General features: G+C 63.5%; 16 protein-coding genes. 14 read left to right on the top strand and 2 right to left on the bottom strand.

Features of this window, described 5'->3' with window-relative positions:
- Positions 1-16 precede the first annotated feature (16 nt).
- The 5 genes from pyrC to AC07VI_RS06415 are packed head-to-tail and all read left to right on the top strand — an operon-like array spanning position 17 to position 4,238.
- Positions 17-1,069, top strand: a complete 1,053-nt coding sequence (pyrC, locus tag AC07VI_RS06435; RefSeq protein ID WP_099374036.1) for a dihydroorotase — start codon at positions 17-19, stop codon at positions 1,067-1,069.
- Positions 1,070-1,076: 7 nt separating this feature from the next.
- Positions 1,077-1,892, top strand: coding sequence for a DUF3025 domain-containing protein (locus AC07VI_RS06430; protein WP_086144733.1), 816 nt, complete (start codon positions 1,077-1,079; stop codon positions 1,890-1,892).
- A 3-nt stretch (positions 1,893-1,895) separates the two neighbouring features.
- The gene (locus AC07VI_RS06425; RefSeq protein WP_086144732.1) at positions 1,896-2,885 is read left to right on the top strand and encodes a Gfo/Idh/MocA family protein; all 990 of its coding nucleotides are present in this window, start codon (positions 1,896-1,898) and stop codon (positions 2,883-2,885) included.
- A 13-nt stretch (positions 2,886-2,898) separates the two neighbouring features.
- On the top strand, positions 2,899-4,113 hold the full coding sequence (locus AC07VI_RS06420; RefSeq protein ID WP_492996189.1) for an MFS transporter: 1,215 nt from the start codon (positions 2,899-2,901) through the stop codon (positions 4,111-4,113).
- Positions 4,113-4,238 carry a hypothetical protein gene (locus AC07VI_RS06415; protein ID WP_264296513.1) on the top strand — a complete coding sequence of 42 codons (126 nt, stop codon included), beginning with the start codon at positions 4,113-4,115 and terminating at the stop codon, positions 4,236-4,238. The genes AC07VI_RS06420 and AC07VI_RS06415 overlap by 1 nt, the downstream gene beginning before the upstream one ends.
- Positions 4,239-4,249: 11 nt before the next feature.
- Here the strand turns inward: AC07VI_RS06415 and recG are convergent, their stop codons facing one another.
- Positions 4,250-6,352 (bottom strand): ATP-dependent DNA helicase RecG, encoded by a 2,103-nt coding sequence (gene recG / locus AC07VI_RS06410; protein ID WP_086144730.1) that lies wholly within the window; start codon positions 6,350-6,352, stop codon positions 4,250-4,252.
- 173 nt (positions 6,353-6,525) lie between these two features.
- Between recG and queA the strand changes: the two genes are divergently transcribed.
- The 9 genes from queA (at position 6,526) to AC07VI_RS06365 (ending at position 14,922) form a co-directional block, all read left to right on the top strand.
- Positions 6,526-7,581, top strand: coding sequence for a tRNA preQ1(34) S-adenosylmethionine ribosyltransferase-isomerase QueA (gene queA, locus AC07VI_RS06405; protein ID WP_086144729.1), 1,056 nt, complete (start codon positions 6,526-6,528; stop codon positions 7,579-7,581).
- Positions 7,582-7,583: 2 nt separating this feature from the next.
- Positions 7,584-8,723 carry a tRNA guanosine(34) transglycosylase Tgt gene (gene tgt, locus AC07VI_RS06400; RefSeq protein ID WP_086144728.1) on the top strand — a complete coding sequence of 380 codons (1,140 nt, stop codon included), beginning with the start codon at positions 7,584-7,586 and terminating at the stop codon, positions 8,721-8,723.
- A 195-nt stretch (positions 8,724-8,918) separates the two neighbouring features.
- A complete protein-coding gene (gene yajC, locus AC07VI_RS06395; protein WP_076571845.1) occupies positions 8,919-9,251 on the top strand; it encodes a preprotein translocase subunit YajC in 333 nt (110 codons plus the stop codon).
- Between the two features lie 96 nt (positions 9,252-9,347).
- Positions 9,348-11,213, top strand: a complete 1,866-nt coding sequence (gene secD, locus AC07VI_RS06390) for a protein translocase subunit SecD (RefSeq protein ID WP_086144727.1) — start codon at positions 9,348-9,350, stop codon at positions 11,211-11,213.
- 90 nt (positions 11,214-11,303) lie between these two features.
- Positions 11,304-12,326: a protein translocase subunit SecF gene (secF, locus tag AC07VI_RS06385; RefSeq protein WP_086144726.1), complete on the top strand. Its 1,023-nt coding sequence runs from the start codon at positions 11,304-11,306 to the stop codon at positions 12,324-12,326.
- 74 nt (positions 12,327-12,400) lie between these two features.
- On the top strand, positions 12,401-13,150 hold the full coding sequence (locus AC07VI_RS06380; RefSeq protein WP_139842413.1) for a hypothetical protein: 750 nt from the start codon (positions 12,401-12,403) through the stop codon (positions 13,148-13,150).
- Positions 13,147-13,848, top strand: a complete 702-nt coding sequence (locus AC07VI_RS06375) for a helix-turn-helix transcriptional regulator (protein WP_172404690.1) — start codon at positions 13,147-13,149, stop codon at positions 13,846-13,848. Before AC07VI_RS06380 ends, AC07VI_RS06375 begins: the two co-directional genes overlap by 4 nt.
- 89 nt (positions 13,849-13,937) lie before the next feature.
- Entirely contained in the window at positions 13,938-14,564 is a 627-nt protein-coding gene (locus tag AC07VI_RS06370; RefSeq protein WP_086144724.1) for a glutathione S-transferase family protein, read from the top strand.
- A gap of 199 nt (positions 14,565-14,763) precedes the next feature.
- Complete coding sequence (locus AC07VI_RS06365) at positions 14,764-14,922, top strand: hypothetical protein (protein ID WP_172404689.1); 159 nt, start codon at positions 14,764-14,766, stop codon at positions 14,920-14,922.
- Here AC07VI_RS06365 and AC07VI_RS06360 read toward each other — a convergent pair.
- The gene (locus AC07VI_RS06360; RefSeq protein WP_086144723.1) at positions 14,919-15,767 is read right to left on the bottom strand and encodes an HDOD domain-containing protein; all 849 of its coding nucleotides are present in this window, start codon (positions 15,765-15,767) and stop codon (positions 14,919-14,921) included. The two genes, AC07VI_RS06365 and AC07VI_RS06360, sit on opposite strands and share 4 nt — an antisense overlap.
- Positions 15,768-15,903 lie beyond the last annotated feature (136 nt).

Below are 15,903 nucleotides of genomic sequence, written 5' to 3'. Positions count from 1 at the left end.
CCTGAGAGCAGCCGCCATGTCCACACTCGATCACACCCCAGATTCCATCACCATCACCCGTCCCGACGACTGGCATTTGCACTTGCGCGACGGCGCCGTCATGGCCAGCGTGCTGCCGCACAGCGCGCGCCAGTTCGGCCGCGCCATCGTCATGCCGAACCTCAAACCCCCGGTCACCACCACGGCCGATGCCGCGGCCTACCGCGCGCGCATCCTGGCCGCCGTGCCGGAAGGCGTGAACTTCGATCCGCTGATGGTGCTGTATCTGACGAACAACACCTCGCCCGATGAAATTCGCCGCGCGCAGGACAGCGGCATCGTGCAAGCCGTCAAATTGTATCCGGCCGGCGCCACGACGAATTCCGACCTGGGCGTGACGGATTTGAAGAATTGCTACAAGGTGCTCGAAGTGATGCAGGAAGTGGGCATGCCCTTCCTCGTGCACGGCGAAGTGACGGACCCGGAAATCGATATTTTCGACCGCGAAGCCGTCTTCATCGAACGCGTGATGCGCCCGCTGCGCAGCGCCTTCCCGGCGCTGTCCGTCGTGTTCGAGCACATCACTACCAAGGATGCGGCGCAGTACGTGGCCGAAGCGGAGGGCCCGATCGCCGCCACCATCACGGCGCATCACCTGCTGTACAACCGCAACGAGATTTTCAAGGGCGGCATCCGCCCCCATTATTACTGCCTGCCCATCCTCAAGCGCGAAGAGCACCGCCTGGCCCTGATGACGGCGGCTGCCAGCGGCGACGAGCGCTTCTTCCTCGGCACCGACTCGGCGCCGCACGCGCAGGGCGCCAAGGAAATGGCTTGCGGCTGCGCCGGCTGCTACACGGCCCTGCACGCGATGGAAATGTATGCCGAAGCGTTCGAACGCGCCGGCGCGCTCGATAAACTGGAAGCGTTTGCCAGCTTCCACGGCCCGGCCTTCTACGGCGTGCCGCGCAACACGGACACCATCACCTTGCGCCGCGAAAGCTGGACCTTGCCGGCCTCGCTGCCGCTGGGCGACAGCCACGTGATTCCGCTCAACGCGGGCGAGCAGATCAACTGGAAAATGGTCTGATCTCTCCATGCTGCCATCGATAGACTGGACCCGCCCCTGGTTTGCCACGGTGCTGCCGGCGCGACGGCAGCTGGACCTGCAGCGCGACACGGTGATTGCCGCGCTCAACGGACGCGCGCAGGCGCTGGGCCTGCGCAATCCGTCCGGCTTGCCGCTGGCCTTCGTGCCGCAGGCGGACCTGCCCGAAGGCGTGGCCTACGAGGAGTTCATCGGCGCCACGGGCGGCGTGCCCACGCGCGACAATCTGCATGATTTTTTCAACGCACTCGTGTGGCTCACTTTCCCGCGTATCAAGCGGCAATTGAATGCGCTGCAGGCGGCGCAGATCGCCCTGTCCGGCGTCGGCAAATCGCGCGGTCCCGCGCGCGACGGCGCGACGATTTTCGACGAGAATTCCGCCTTGCTGGTGCTGCGCGACAGCGATGCGGGGCGCGCGCTGGAAGCGGCCTTGCGCGGGCACGACTGGCGCAGCGCGTTCATCGCGCAGCGTGATAAATTTGGCGTGGGCGGCGACGCCGAAGTCTGGCTGTTCGGCCACGCGCTGATGGAAAAACTGGTGGCGCCGCGCAAGGCCATCACGGCGCATACGCGCGTGATCTTTGCCGGCGACGCCTATTTCACCCTGGACGATGCTGCACGGCGCGCCTGGCTTGACGAGCGGGTGGCGCTAGACCTGGCGCAGCAAGGACTGACCACGGCGGACTTCACGCCGCTGCCTGTGCTGGGTTTGCCCGGCTGGTGCGAGGGCCAGGACGACGATTTTTACAATGACGCGGCGGTGTTCCGCCCGAAGCGCAAGGCGGCTGGCGCAGAAAGAGAGTAGAGCATGGAAAACACCATCCGCTGGGGCATCCTCGGCACCGGCAAGATCGCCCGCGCAATGGCCGATGGCTTGCGTGACGCGCCCGGTGCGCAGCTGGTGGCGGTCGCTTCGCGCAGCAGCGCCGGCGCGCAGGCTTTCGGCGCCGAATTCGGCATCGAGCACTGCCACGGTTCCTACCAGGCGCTGGCCATGGACCCGGACGTGGACGTGATCTACATCGCCACGCCGCATACCCTGCATGCGGAAAACGCCCTGATGTGCCTGGCCGCCGGCAAGCACGTCGTGTGCGAAAAGCCGTTCACGATGAACGCGCGCGAAGCGCAGGCCGTGGTTGACCTGGCGCGCGAGAAAAAGCTGTTTTTGATGGAAGCGATGTGGAGCCGCTTCTTGCCCGCCGTGCAGGAAGCGCGGCGCATCATCGCCAGCGGCGAAATCGGCGTGCTGCGGCAGGTGCAGGCCGATATCGGCTTTGTTGCCAGTTTCCCGCCCGAGCACCGCATGTTCAATCCCGAGCTCGGCGGCGGCGCGCTGCTCGACGTGGGCATCTATCCGCTGTCGATGGCGGCCTTCTTTCTCGGACCCGTGTCGGCCGTGCAGGCGCTGGCCGAGACGGGCGCCACCGGCGTCGATGAGCAGGTGGTGTTCTCGCTGCTGCACGCGGGTGGCGGCACGTCATCCTGCGCCTGCAGCCTGCGCGCGCAAACGCCGACGGAAATGACCATTTCCGGCAGCCTGGGACGCATCCGCCTGCCGAACCGGTTTTACAAGCCCGATCACCTGATCGTCGAAGCGATGGATGGCGCGCGCCGCGTCGTCGCCGCGCCGCATCTGGGCAATGGCTACGCGCATGAAGCGATCGAAGCGATGCGCTGCATCCGCGCCGGCCTGCTGGAAAGCCCCGTCATGCCGCAAGCGGAAAGCGTGGCGCTCATGCATAATCTGGACACCATGCGCGGCCAGATCGGTCTCGTTTACCGTGCCGACCAGGCCTAAGCAGGAATATTCCATGACATTGCACTCTTCCCGTCCCAGCCTGAAAACCGTCCTGATCGCCAGCGGCGTCGTCTTGACCCTGGCGATGGGCGTGCGCCACGGCCTGGGCTTCTGGATGCAGCCGATCTCGCAAGCCAACGGCTGGACACGCGAAACCTATTCGCTGGCGCTGGCCATGCAAAACCTGATGTGGGGCGTCTTCGGTCCGTTCGCCGGCATGGCGGCCGACCGTTTCGGCACCATGCGCGTCGTCATCGTTGGCGCCATCAGTTACATGGCGGGCCTCGTTTGGATGGCGCTGGTGACGCAGCCCACCCTGTTCATCGTCGGTTCCGGCATCTTCATCGGCCTGGCGCTGGCCTGCACGGCCTTTGGCGCCATCAGCGGCATCATCGGGCGCAGTGCGCCGCCAGAGCAGCGCTCGTGGGCCTTCGGCATCTCGTCTGCGGCCGGCTCGTTCGGCCAGTTCCTGATGATGCCGGTGGAGCAGCAGCTGATCTCCGCCGTGGGCTGGCAAAATGCCTTTTATGTGCTGGCCGCGCTGGTGCTGCTGGCCATGATCCCCATGGCCTCCTACCTGCGCGAGCCGCCCGTTTCGCACGCCAGCGGGCCGCAGCAAAGCGTTGGCGCCGCCTTCAGCGAAGCAGTCGGTACCCGTTCGTTCTGGCTGCTGCTGGCTGGCTATTTTGTCTGCGGTTTTCAGCTGGTGTTCATCGGCGTGCACTTGCCGGCCTATCTGAAGGACCAGGGCCTGATGAATCCGAATGTCGCCGTCACGGCGCTGGCTCTGATCGGTCTGTTCAACATCGTCGGCTCCTACTATGCGGGCAAGTTCGGCGGGAAAATCGCGAAACGCTATCTGCTGTCGGCCATCTATGTGACGCGCGCCGTGGTTATCACCGTTTTCCTGCTGGCGCCGTTGTCGGCGTGGTCCGTGTACTTGTTTGCCGCCGCCATGGGCGTGCTGTGGCTGTCGACCGTGCCGCTGACGAACGGCATCATCGCCGGCATCTTTGGCGTGAAACACCTGTCGATGCTGGCAGGGATGGTGTTCTTCTCGCACCAGGTGGGCAGCTTTCTCGGCGCGTGGCTGGGCGGCTACCTGTACGAGCACCAGGGCAGTTACCACGTCGTGTGGTTGATCACCATCGGCCTGGGCTTGCTGGCCGCATTGATCAACCTGCCGATCGACGAGCGCGCCGTCAAGCGCGTGGCGGTGGCCGCGTAATGGCCAGCTGGCGCGCATGGCTATGGCGCCTGGCTGGCGCCGTGCTGCTGGCCATCGTCTTCCTTGCCTATCTGCGGCCCGACTTCATGCTCGACCTGGCAAACCGCTTCTGGATGTGCATGTAGGGCGCCGGGCCTTACACCTTCAAAAACTCCTCTTTCCCGCCCAGCCAGCGCGCCAGGTGCGCTTCCACGGTGGTCGCGGCGGCGGCCGTGGTGGCGTGCAGCAGATCGTGCGCCACGTCGCGGGCCTGGTCTACTAACCACTGGTCCGTTTCCAGGTCGGCGAAGCGCAGCATGGCCTGGCCGGACTGACGCGCGCCGAGAAATTCGCCTGGACCGCGGATTTCCAGGTCGCGCCGGGCAATTTCAAAACCGTCCGTTGTCTCGCGCATGGTCATCAGGCGCTGGCGCGCCACGCCGCCCAGCGGACCCTGGTACAGCAGCAGGCAGACGCTGGCCGCCGAGCCGCGCCCCACGCGGCCGCGCAGCTGGTGCAGCTGCGACAGGCCGAAGCGCTCGGCGTGCTCGATCACCATCAGGGAGGCATTCGGCACGTCGACGCCCACCTCGATGACGGTGGTGGCCACCAGTACGTGGATCTGGCCGGCGATGAAGGCATCCATCACCTCCTGCTTTTCCGCCGGCTTCAGGCGGCCGTGCACCAGGCCCACCTGCAGTGCGGGCAGGGCCTCGGCCAGCATCATGTAGGTGTCGGTGGCCGTCTGCAGCTGCAGCGCTTCCGATTCCTCGATCAGCGGGCAGACCCAGTACACCTGGCGGCCCTCCAGCGCGGCCGCATACACGCGGGCGATGACTTCGTCGCGCCGGTTCTGGTCGATGGCGCGCGTGACGATGGGGCTGCGGCCGGGCGGCAGCTCGTCGATCACCGATACTTCCAGGTCGGCGTAATACGTCATGGCCAGGGTGCGCGGGATGGGCGTGGCCGACATCATCAGCTGGTGCGGCACGGCCGCGCTGTCGCCCTTGTTGCGCAGGGTCAGGCGCTGGCCCACGCCGAAGCGGTGCTGCTCGTCGACGATCACCAGGCCCAGTTTGGCAAACAGCACGTTATCCTGGATCAGCGCATGCGTGCCGATCACCAGTTGCGCCTCGCCCGATTCGATCAGGGCCAGCGCCGCCGTCTTTTCCTTTTTCTTCAGGCTGCCCGTCAGCCACGCCACTTTGACGCCCAGCGGCTCCATCCAGGCGGCGATCTTGCGGAAGTGCTGCTCGGCCAGGATCTCCGTGGGCGCCATCAGCGCGGCCTGGTAGCCGCTGTCGATGGCCTGCGTGGCCGACAGGGCGGCGACGACCGTCTTGCCGCTGCCGACGTCGCCCTGCAGCAGCCGCTGCATCGGATACGGCTGGCGCAGGTCGGCGCGGATTTCCTCGAGCACGCGCGCCTGCGCGCCCGTCAGCTTGAAGGGCAGGGCGGCGCCGAAGGCTTCCGACAGGGTGCCGACGATGGGCAAGGAGGCGGCGCCTTTCGAGCGGCGCGCGCGCTGGGCGCGTTTCAGCGACAGCTGCTGCGCCAGCAGTTCATCGAACTTCATGCGCACCCAGGCCGGGTGCGAGCGGTCGGAAAGCGCGCTTTCATCGATTTCCTGGGGCGGATAGTGCAGCAGGCGCACGGCCGCCTGAAACGGCGACAAGCGCATGTCGCGCAGCAGCTGGTCCGGCAAGGTGTCCTGCCAGTCGATGCGGCGCATGGCGTCGGCGATCTCGCGCCGCAGCACGTGCTGCGACAGGCCCTCGCCGGATGGGTACACGGGTGTCAGGGCCGTGGGCAGCGGCGCGCCCTCGTTCACCACCTTGTACGTCGGGTGCACCATCTCGGCGCCAAAAAAGCCATGTTTGAGTTCGCCCCGGGCGCGCACGCGCGTGCCCTCGGCCAGCTGCTTGACCTGGCTGCCGTAGAAATTCATGAAGCGCAGCAGCAGATCGCCCGTCTCGTCGGCCAGCGTCACCAGCAGCTGCTTGCGCGGCTTGAAGCTGACTTCGCACTTGGTGACGACGCCTTCGACCTGCCACGACTCGCCGCCGCGCAGGCAGGCGTCGCGTATCGTGTACACCTTGGTCTCGTCTTCGTAGCGCATCGGCAGGTGCAGCACCAGGTCCATATCGGTGCGCAAGCCCAGTCTGGCCAGCTTGCTTTCCGTGCTGACCACTTTTTTGGCGGCTTTCGGCTTCGCAACAGGCTTGGCGGTGGGAGGAAGATCGGGCTTGGAATCGGGCATATGCAAGGTTTTGATGCCGTTAGCGTAAAATAGAGGGTTGGCCGGCACATCCTGTGCTTGCCGCAGTCATATATTCATTGCGGCGGATCATTGTAATGCCTGTATAGGCGCACAGTATAGTGCCAGATGTCCAGTTACGCATTCCTAATCATTTTTGACGTACTTTTGAAGCCATGTATTCGCTTTCCGATTTCGATTTTAATTTGCCGCAAGAAAATATTGCGCAAACACCATTGGCCGAGCGCAGCGCGTCGCGCCTGTTGCAGCTGGACGGCGACACCCTGGTCGACCGCCAGTTTTCTGACATCGTCGGACAACTAGCCGCGGGCGACCTGCTGGTGATGAACGACACGCGCGTGCTGAAAGCGCGCTTCTTCGGCGTCAAGGAAAGCGGCGGCAAGATCGAGGCGCTGGTCGAGCGCGTCCTGGACGACCGCACGGTGCTGGCCCAGGTGCGCGCCTCGAAATCGCCGCCGCCCGGTTGCCGCATCCGCCTGGCCGACGCCTTCGACGTGACGGTCGGCCAGCGCGCCGGCGAATTTTTCACATTGCACTTCGAGGCCGACGTGTTCGAGCTGATCGAGGCGCATGGCCGCTTGCCGCTGCCGCCTTACATCGAACACGATGCGGATGCATTCGATGAAACGCGCTACCAGACCGTCTTCAACAAGGTGCCGGGCGCTGTCGCCGCGCCGACGGCGGGCCTGCATTTCGACCAGGCCCTGCTCGATCAACTGAAGGCCAAGGGCGTCAACTTTGCCTATGTCACCCTGCACGTGGGCGCCGGCACCTTCCAGCCCGTGCGCACGGAAGTGCTGGCCGAGCACAAGATGCATACCGAGTGGTACACCATGCCGCAGGAAACCGTCGACGCCGTGCGCGCCGCGCAGCAGGCCGGGCGCGACGTGGTCGCTGTCGGCACAACCAGCCTGCGGGCGCTGGAATCGGCCTCGCAAAGCGGCCAGCTGCTTGCTGGCAGCGCCGATACGGCCCTGTTCATCACGCCCGGCTATGCCTTTAAAACGGTGACGCGCCTGATCACCAACTTCCATTTGCCGAAGTCGACCCTGCTGATGCTGGTGTCGGCCTTTGCCGGCTATGCGCCGATCCGCCGCGCCTACGCGCATGCGATCGCGCAGAACTACCGTTTCTTCAGCTATGGCGACGCGATGCTGCTGACCACGCAATCGCGCGCCCCGTTGAACCTTACCCATCCCGTGAAAGAATAAGAATGCTGGAATTTACCCTTCTCAAGACCGACACGAGCGGCCTGACCAAGGCACGCCGCGGCACCTTGAAACTCAACCATGGCGTCGTGCAGACGCCGATCTTCATGCCAGTGGGCACTTACGGCTCCGTGAAAGCCATGTCGCCGCTGGAACTCAACGAGATCGACGCGCAGATTATCCTGGGCAACACGTTTCATCTGTGGTTGCGTCCGGGCAACACTGTCATGGAGAAATTCGGCGGCTTGCACGGTTTCATGGGCTGGAACAAGCCGATCCTGACGGATTCGGGTGGTTTCCAGGTGTTTTCGCTGGGCGCCATGCGCAAGATCACGGAAGAGGGCGTGCATTTCAATTCGCCCATCAACGGCGATAAACTGTTCCTGTCGCCGGAAGTGTCGATGCAGGTGCAGCGCGTCTTGAATTCCGACATCGTCATGCAGTTCGACGAATGCACGCCGTACGAGATCCAGGGCCGTCCGGCCACCATCGAGGAAGCGGCCAAGTCGATGCGCATGTCGCTGCGCTGGGCGCAGCGCTCGAAGGACGAGTTCCACCGTGGCGAAAACCCGAATGCGCTGTTCGGCATTGTGCAGGGCGGCATGTTCGAGATGCTGCGCGACGAGTCGCTGGCCAAGCTCGAAGAAATCGACTTCCCCGGCATCGCCATCGGCGGCCTGTCCGTCGGCGAGCCGAAGGAAGACATGATGCGCATGCTGGCCCACGTGGGTCCGCGCCTGCCGGCCAACAAGCCGCATTACCTGATGGGCGTGGGCACGCCGGAAGACCTGGTGGCGGGCGTATCGAACGGCATCGACATGTTCGACTGCGTCATGCCGACGCGTAACGCCCGCAACGGCTGGCTGTTTACCCGTTTCGGCGACATCAAGATCAAGAATGCCAAGTACAAGGAAGACCAGGCGCCGCTGGACGAGACCTGCAGCTGCTACGCCTGCCGCAACTTCTCGCGCGCCTATCTGCACCATTTGCACCGCTCCAAGGAAATCCTCGGCGCGCGCCTGAACACCATCCACAACCTGCATTACTACCTGGACCTGATGCGCCAGATGCGTGAAGCGCTGGACGAGGACCGTTTCCACGCGTTTACGCTGCAATTTCACGCCGAACGGGCGCGGGGTGCTTAAGAAAAGCTTAGGACGAGGCGCACGGGCGTCTTGTCCCGAGGATTTCTTGATAGATGCTTGGAGCAGGCGATAAAGCATTGCATAATGCCTTTTTAGCCCCATTTGAAGCTGCCATGCCTGCAATTGGGGGCTTGGCGTATTGCCAATGCTAGAATACAGCGCTATTTTTTCAAACTGATTAGAACTGGAGTCACCGTGTTTTTCATTTCCAACGCTTATGCGCAAGCCCCTGCCGATGCCCTGGGTTTCGGCGGCAACCTGACCAGCTTCCTGCCGCTGGTACTGATGTTCGTGGTCATGTATTTCCTGATGATCCGCCCACAGCAAAAACGCGCCAAAGAACAACGGGCGATGATGGATGCGCTGACCAAAGGTGACGAAGTCGTGACCGCTGGCGGCATGCTGGGCCGTGTATCCAAGGTAGTGGACGCTTACGTCACCATCGAAGTGGCGACCGGCACCGAAATCACGGTGCAAAAGAGCGCCATCACCACCTTGCTGCCTAAAGGCACCCTGAAGGCGCTGTAATTCCTCGCTGTCATTGCTTCGGCAATGATTCACCGGGGCGGCTACCCGCCGCCCCTCGCGACGCCTCCGACGCTCAACACTGAACGCTGAATCAATATGAATCGCTACCCTGCCTGGAAATACATCATCATTGCCGTCGCCTTATTGCTGGGCGCACTCTACACGGCGCCCAATTATTTCGGTGAATCACCGGCGCTGCAAGTAACCAGCGGCAAGTCGACCGTCAAAGTGACGGGCGAACTGATGACGCAAGTCGAGCAAATATTGACGAAAGAGAACGTCAAGTCGGAAGGTGTCACCATGGATGGCGCCGGCAACCTCGCCTCCGTGCGCGTGCGTTTTGCCGATCCCGATACCCAGTTCAAGGCAAAACTGGTGCTGGAAAAGGATCTGAATACGGATGCCAGCGACCCTGCCTACATCGTGACGGTCAATCTGCAAGCCAATACGCCGATGTGGATGCAGAAACTGCATGCCTTGCCCATGTTCCTGGGCCTGGACTTGCGCGGTGGCGTGCACTTCCTGATGCAGGTCGATGCGAAAGCCGTACTCAACAAGAAAGTCCAGGGCGTGCAGTCCGCCGCGCGTAGCGTGTTGCGCGACAAAAATATTCGCCACGCCGGCATCGAGCGCGTGGGCGACAGCGTGCAGATCAACTTCCGCGACGCGGAAACGCGCCTGAAGGCAAAAAATGTGTTGTCCGACCAGATGTCGGAACTGGCCTTTGCCGATGCGGGCGAAGGCAGCGATTTGAAACTGAACATCACCCTGAAGCCGGCGGCCCTGAAGGCCACCATTGACGAAGGCGTGAAGCAAAATATTTCCACCCTGTCCAAGCGCGTCAACGAGCTGGGCGTGGCCGAGCCGCTGATCCAGCAGCAAGGTCCCGACCGTATCGTGGTGCAACTGCCTGGCGTGCAGGACGTGGCCCGCGCGAAAGCCATCATCGGCCGCACGGCGACCCTGGAAGTGCGCCTGGTCGACGAAACCATCGTGCCCGGCACCGAACTGTCCAGCGCCATTCCGTTCAACTCGGAATTGTTCACCGTCGGCAAGGGCGTGCCTGTCGTGCTGGCGAAAGACGTGATCCTGACGGGCGACTATATCTCCAGCGCCACGGCCAGCTTCGATCAGAACCAGCAGGCGGCCGTGTCGATCGACCTGAACGGCGACGGCGGACGCAAGATGCGCGAAGCGACGCGCGAACGCGTGGGCAAGCGCATGGCCATCGTGCTGTTTGAAAAGGGCAAGCCGGAAGTGCTGTCGGTTGCGACCATCCAGCAGGAACTCGGTTCGCGCTTCCAGATCACCGGCATGGGCGGCGCGGAAAACGCGAATGAACTGGCGCTGCTGCTGCGCTCGGGCGCCCTGTCGGCGCCGATGACAGTCATCGAAGAACGCACGATCGGACCGCAGCTGGGCGCGGAAAACATCGCCAAGGGCTTCCACTCGACCTTGTACGGCTTCATCGCCATCGCCATCTTCATGATCGCCTACTACATGCTGTTCGGCGCCTTCAGCGTGCTGGCCCTGGCCACCAACCTGTTGTTGCTGGTCGGCTTGCTGTCGATGATTCAGGTGACCTTGACCTTGCCAGGTATCGCCGCTATCGCGCTGGCGCTGGGCATGGCGATTGACGCCAACGTGCTGATCAATGAACGTATCCGCGAAGAGCTACGTGCCGGCAATACGCCGCAAGCGGCGATCGCTGCCGGCTTCGACCGCGCCTGGGCGACGATTCTGGACTCGAACGTGACCACCCTGATCGTCGGCCTGGCGCTGCTGGCCTTTGGCAGCGGTCCCGTGCGCGGCTTCGCTGTCGTGCATTGCCTGGGTATCCTGACCTCAATGTTCTCCTCCGTCTTCGTGTCGCGCGGCGTGGTCAACCTCTGGTACGGCCGCAAGAAAAAGCTGACGACCTTGTCGATCGGCACGGTGTGGGTGCCGGGCGCCAGCAAATAAGCGACGGCCCCGACTCACCCAATAGCGTCAACAGCGATCGCGTCCGGTGGCCCAGCCGCCGGACGCACAGAATAGAACTCAGAGGATTTCATGGAATTTTTCCGGATCAAAAAAGATATTCCCTTCATGCGCCATGCGTTGATTTTCAACGTCATTTCGGCCGTGACCTTCCTTGCCGCCGTCTTCTTCCTGGTGCACAAGGGCTTGCACCTGTCCGTGGAATTCAAGGGCGGCACCCTGATGGAGGTGAAATACCCCAAGGCGGCCAATCTTGAAGGCATACGCGGCACCCTGATCGCCATGGGCTATGAAGAGCCGGGCGTGACCAGTTTCGACACGGCGCGCGATGTGATGATCCGCCTGCCGGTGGAAAAGGGCGTCAGCGCCGCGAACACCTCGCAGCGCGTGTTTGAAGCGTTGTGCAAGGCCGAGCAAGGCACGACCAAGGCCATCGACACCGTTACCGCCAAGGGCGAACATGTGCTCAAGAGCGCCTGCATGGATGCTGCCGGCAGCGAAGCGGTGGTCCTGCAGAAAGTCGAATTCGTCGGCCCGCAAGTGGGCGAGGAGCTGGCGCAGAACGGTTTGAATGCGCTGGTGGTGGTGATTATCGGCGTGATGATTTACCTGGCCGTGCGCTTTGAATGGAAATACGCTGTCTCGGCCATTATCGCCAACTTGCATGACGTGGTGATCATCCTGGGCTTCTTCGCCTTCTTCGAGTGGGAATTCTCGCTGACCGTACTGGCGGCCATCCTGGCGGTGCTGGGCTATTCGGTTAATGAATCGGTGGTGATTTTTGACCGTATCCGCGAAAACTTCCGCAAGCAGCGCAAGGCTTCCGTGCATGAAGTGATCGACAACGCGATCACCAGCACCATTTCGCGTACCATCATCACCCACGGCTCGACCCAGATGATGGTGCTGTCGATGCTGGTCTTCGGCGGCCAGACCCTGCACCATTTCGCCCTGGCGCTGACCATCGGTATCTGCTTCGGTATTTATTCGTCCGTGTTCGTCGCGGCCTCCATCGCCATGTGGCTGGGCGTCAAGCGCGAAGACTTGATCAAGCCGGTCAAGGAAAAAGACGAAACCGACGGCGCCGTGGTGTAAGCGCAGGTCTTTTGCAGGTTGAATGAAGAACGACCACCGTTTGCGGTGGTCGTTTTTTTTTGTAATGGATGATGATGAAGCGTTTTTTATGGGTAGGTGTGATGGCCGGCGTGACGGCGCTGGCCGGCGCGGCCGATTTCAGCCGTGTCGACGCCGGCAGCATCGCCATGCGCGGCGCGATTGCCGATGGCGATGCGGACCGGCTGCGCCAGTTGTACACGCACGAGACGACCTTGTTGCGCATCAATAGTGACGGCGGCGAGCCGCTGGCGGCGATGCAGCTGGGACGCCTGGTGCGCCAGCTACGGCTTGATCTCGCCATCGACACGGTGTGCGCGGGCAGCTGCGCCCTGTATGTCTTCCCGGCAGCTTACCGCAAGCACATTCCCGCAGACGCCGTGCTGGCGCTGCAGGAATCGGCTTTTCTGCGCGCGCAGGCGAGACCGGCACAGATGCGCCGCACCCTGGTTGACGCGGGCGTGGCGGCCCAGGACCTGAACCGCGAGACGCAAGCGCTGGCCGCGCGGCTGGCCGGCGTGGCAGTGCAGGAAGCGGCGTTTGCCGCGGAGCTGGGCATCGCGCCCGCCTTCTATCGCGACTTCCGGCAGGTCGCCGCACTGGCGGACGTCGTGCGGCAGCGCTTTCCTGACCAGGATGCCGCCGTCTACTGGTGGCCGGCCGCCGCCCGCCTGCAGCGCTGCTACGGCATCGCGGGCGTGGAAGAGGGGGCGCGCGCGGCGCGCCTGGCGCCTGACGACTACCTGTATGTGCCAGCCCTGTCTGCCCTCGTCATGGGCGACCACGCTCTGCAGGGCTGTCCATGAGCCGCAGCGGCCGCCTTTTCCTGCTGATGGACGCCATGCGGGCCAGGCGCGTGCCCGTCACGGCGGCCCAGCTGGCGCAGCAACTGGGTGTATCCGAGCGTACGATTTACCGCGATATCCAGACCCTGGCCGAACTGGGCGCGCCATTGCAGGGCGAGGCCGGCATCGGCTATGTGCTGCGCCGCGGCGCCTTCCTGCCGCCGCTGATGTTCGGACCCGATGAACTGGAGGCGCTCGTGCTGGGCGCGCGCTGGGTGCGCCGGCAGGGCGATGCCGGCCTGGCGCAGGCGGCCAGCAATGCCCTGGCGAAGATCGCCGCCGCCTCGCCGCGCGACTTGCGCGACAACATGGCCGACACCAGCCTGTGGGTGCCGCTGGGGCGTCCCGCCGATGGCACGCAGCCGGCCGACCGCTATGTGCAGCCGGTGCGCGAGGCCATCCGCTATGAGCAGAAAATCACGCTCGGTTACCAGGATGAGCACGGCAGTGCGACGCAACGCACGGTGTGGCCCTTTGCCCTGGCCTTTTTTGAGGGCAAGCGCCTGCTGGCCGCCTGGTGCGAGCTGCGCGGCGACTACCGGCATTTCCGCATCGACCGCATCGCCAGCGTGGCACCGCATGCCGAACGTTATCCCACGCGGCGCCACGTGCTGCTGGACGCCTGGCGCAAGGCGCACGATATTGATCCTGAAAGCTAGCGCGCCGGAAGCGCAGCCACGCTCCTGACAAAAACTGTCAGTGATGGCTCGTACGATGGTGGCTTCTTCACTCACCGGAGCCATCTATCATGCGCCTGTACCACCACCCCATGTCCTCGAATGCCCGCCGTGCCCTGATGACGGCGATCCACCTTGATTTGCCGCTGGAACTGGCGGAAGTCGACCTGATGAATGCGGACGACCGCCGCCGCCTGGCCGAGCTGAACCCGAACGGCAAGGTGCCGGTGCTGGCCGATGGCGATTTCCTGCTGTGGGAGTCGTGCGCCATCATGCAATATCTGGCGGAACAGGTGCCAGGCCAGACGCTTTATCCGCAGGCGCCGCAAGCTCGTGCCGACGTCAACCGCTGGCTGTTCTGGGCCGCGCAACATTTCGCGCCTGCCATCAGCGTGCTGACCTGGGAGCATGCATGGAAGGGCATCACGGGCGGCGGCCCGGCGGACCCGCTGGAGGTGGCGCGCGGCGAGCGCGACCTGGCTGAATGCGCCGTCGTGCTCGATGCCTACCTGGCCGGGCGCAGCTGGCTCAGCGGCGAGGCGCTGACCCTGGCCGATTTCGCCGTGGCCGCGCCGCTGATGTACAGCGAGCGCGTGCAACTGCCGCTGGGGCAGTACGCCAACATCCAGGCCTGGTTTGCGCGCGTGCGGCAGTTGCGTGCCTGGCAGGAAACGGAAGTGACGCTGATAGGAGAATAAATGTGGCTGCTAAGTGAGCCAGCGCACGGAGCCGGCACGGCGGCGCGGCATAAGATAGGGCTGTCTCTTTCAGGACATCCCTAGCTTTGGACTTTACCCGCTTTCGAGCGGGTTTTTTTTGCCTTGTGTTTGGCTGGAGCTTGAAAAGTTGACAAGTGCGCCGCATGTGGACCGTATTCTCTTTTCAGGAAAATCCGCCATGTTCATGCCGCGCCATCCGAAGCCGCTGTTACGTACCCGGGCTGTTGCCATGCAAGTCGTCAAGCAGGAGCAAACGAGCAAGGCCGTGGACAAGCATGTGCTGATCGTCGAGACAGCCAAGCCGGTGGCGCCGCCACCGGCCAGCAAGAAACGCTAGTGCACCAGCACCTTCAGCAGCGACTGCACTTCGTCGTCCGATTCGGCGAGGATGTTCGACAGGGTCATGTCGTCGCCGATCACGCAGTCGATGCTGCGGGCGGCGCGGGCGGCCCGGACGGCGATGGCGGCCGGGCTTTCGTTGAGCGGTGACGCCACTGGCGCCAAATCGTTCGCCAGCAACAGGGTGTCGCCCAGCGATTCGGGCGGGATGGCGCGCAAGCCCTCCCACAGGGAATCGATGGCGTGCATCACGGCTTCCGGTACCTTGAGTTTGGTCAACACGCCGTGGCCGATGGCCTGCTCGCCATGTTCGATCCAGTCCTGCGGTTCGCCGTCGAGAATGCCGGGAAATTCGGCCGCGCGCGACAGCAGATAAAAACCGCCCACTTCGTGCACGATGCCGGCAAACAGGGCCGTATCGGGATCGACCTTGGTGACGCGGCGGGCCAGCACCTGCGACAGTGCCGCCACATGGGCCGTATGCTCCCACAGCTGGGTGGCTTTGGCTTGCAGGACGGGATCGGTAATCGTGCTGCCCAGCTGGCGTACGATCAGCGAGGCCACCACGGACTGCAGGGTGCGCACGCCAAGGCGCTGCACGGCATTGCGCACGCTGGTGATCTCGTTGCCGGAACGGTTGAAGGCCGCGGAATTGGCGATGGCCACCGTGCGCGCGGCCAGCAGCGGGTCTGCCTGCACCAGCTTGGCGGCCGCTTCAATATGGCAGTCGGGATCGGCCAGCGCCTGCTGCAGCTTGAGCGAAGCGTCCACATTGGCGGGGAAGGTCAGCTCGCCACGAGCGGCTTGTGCGGCGATGCTTTTAAAGGCGTCGAGTCTGTTCATTGAAAAAATTATACTCGCAATATTTCCGTGTGGAACTTTTTAGCCGTGATCTTTTCGCAAACAGCCTGGCAAAAGGCAAGCAAAGCCCCCGTAAACGGCAAAAGGCATGCCACTGGATCAGCGGCATGCCTTTTCT

It is taken from the genome of Janthinobacterium sp. GW821-FHT03A03 (genome assembly GCF_059421435.1).
The sequence above is the reverse complement of the archived record's forward strand: the minus strand, read 5'-3'. Positions and strand labels throughout refer to the sequence as shown.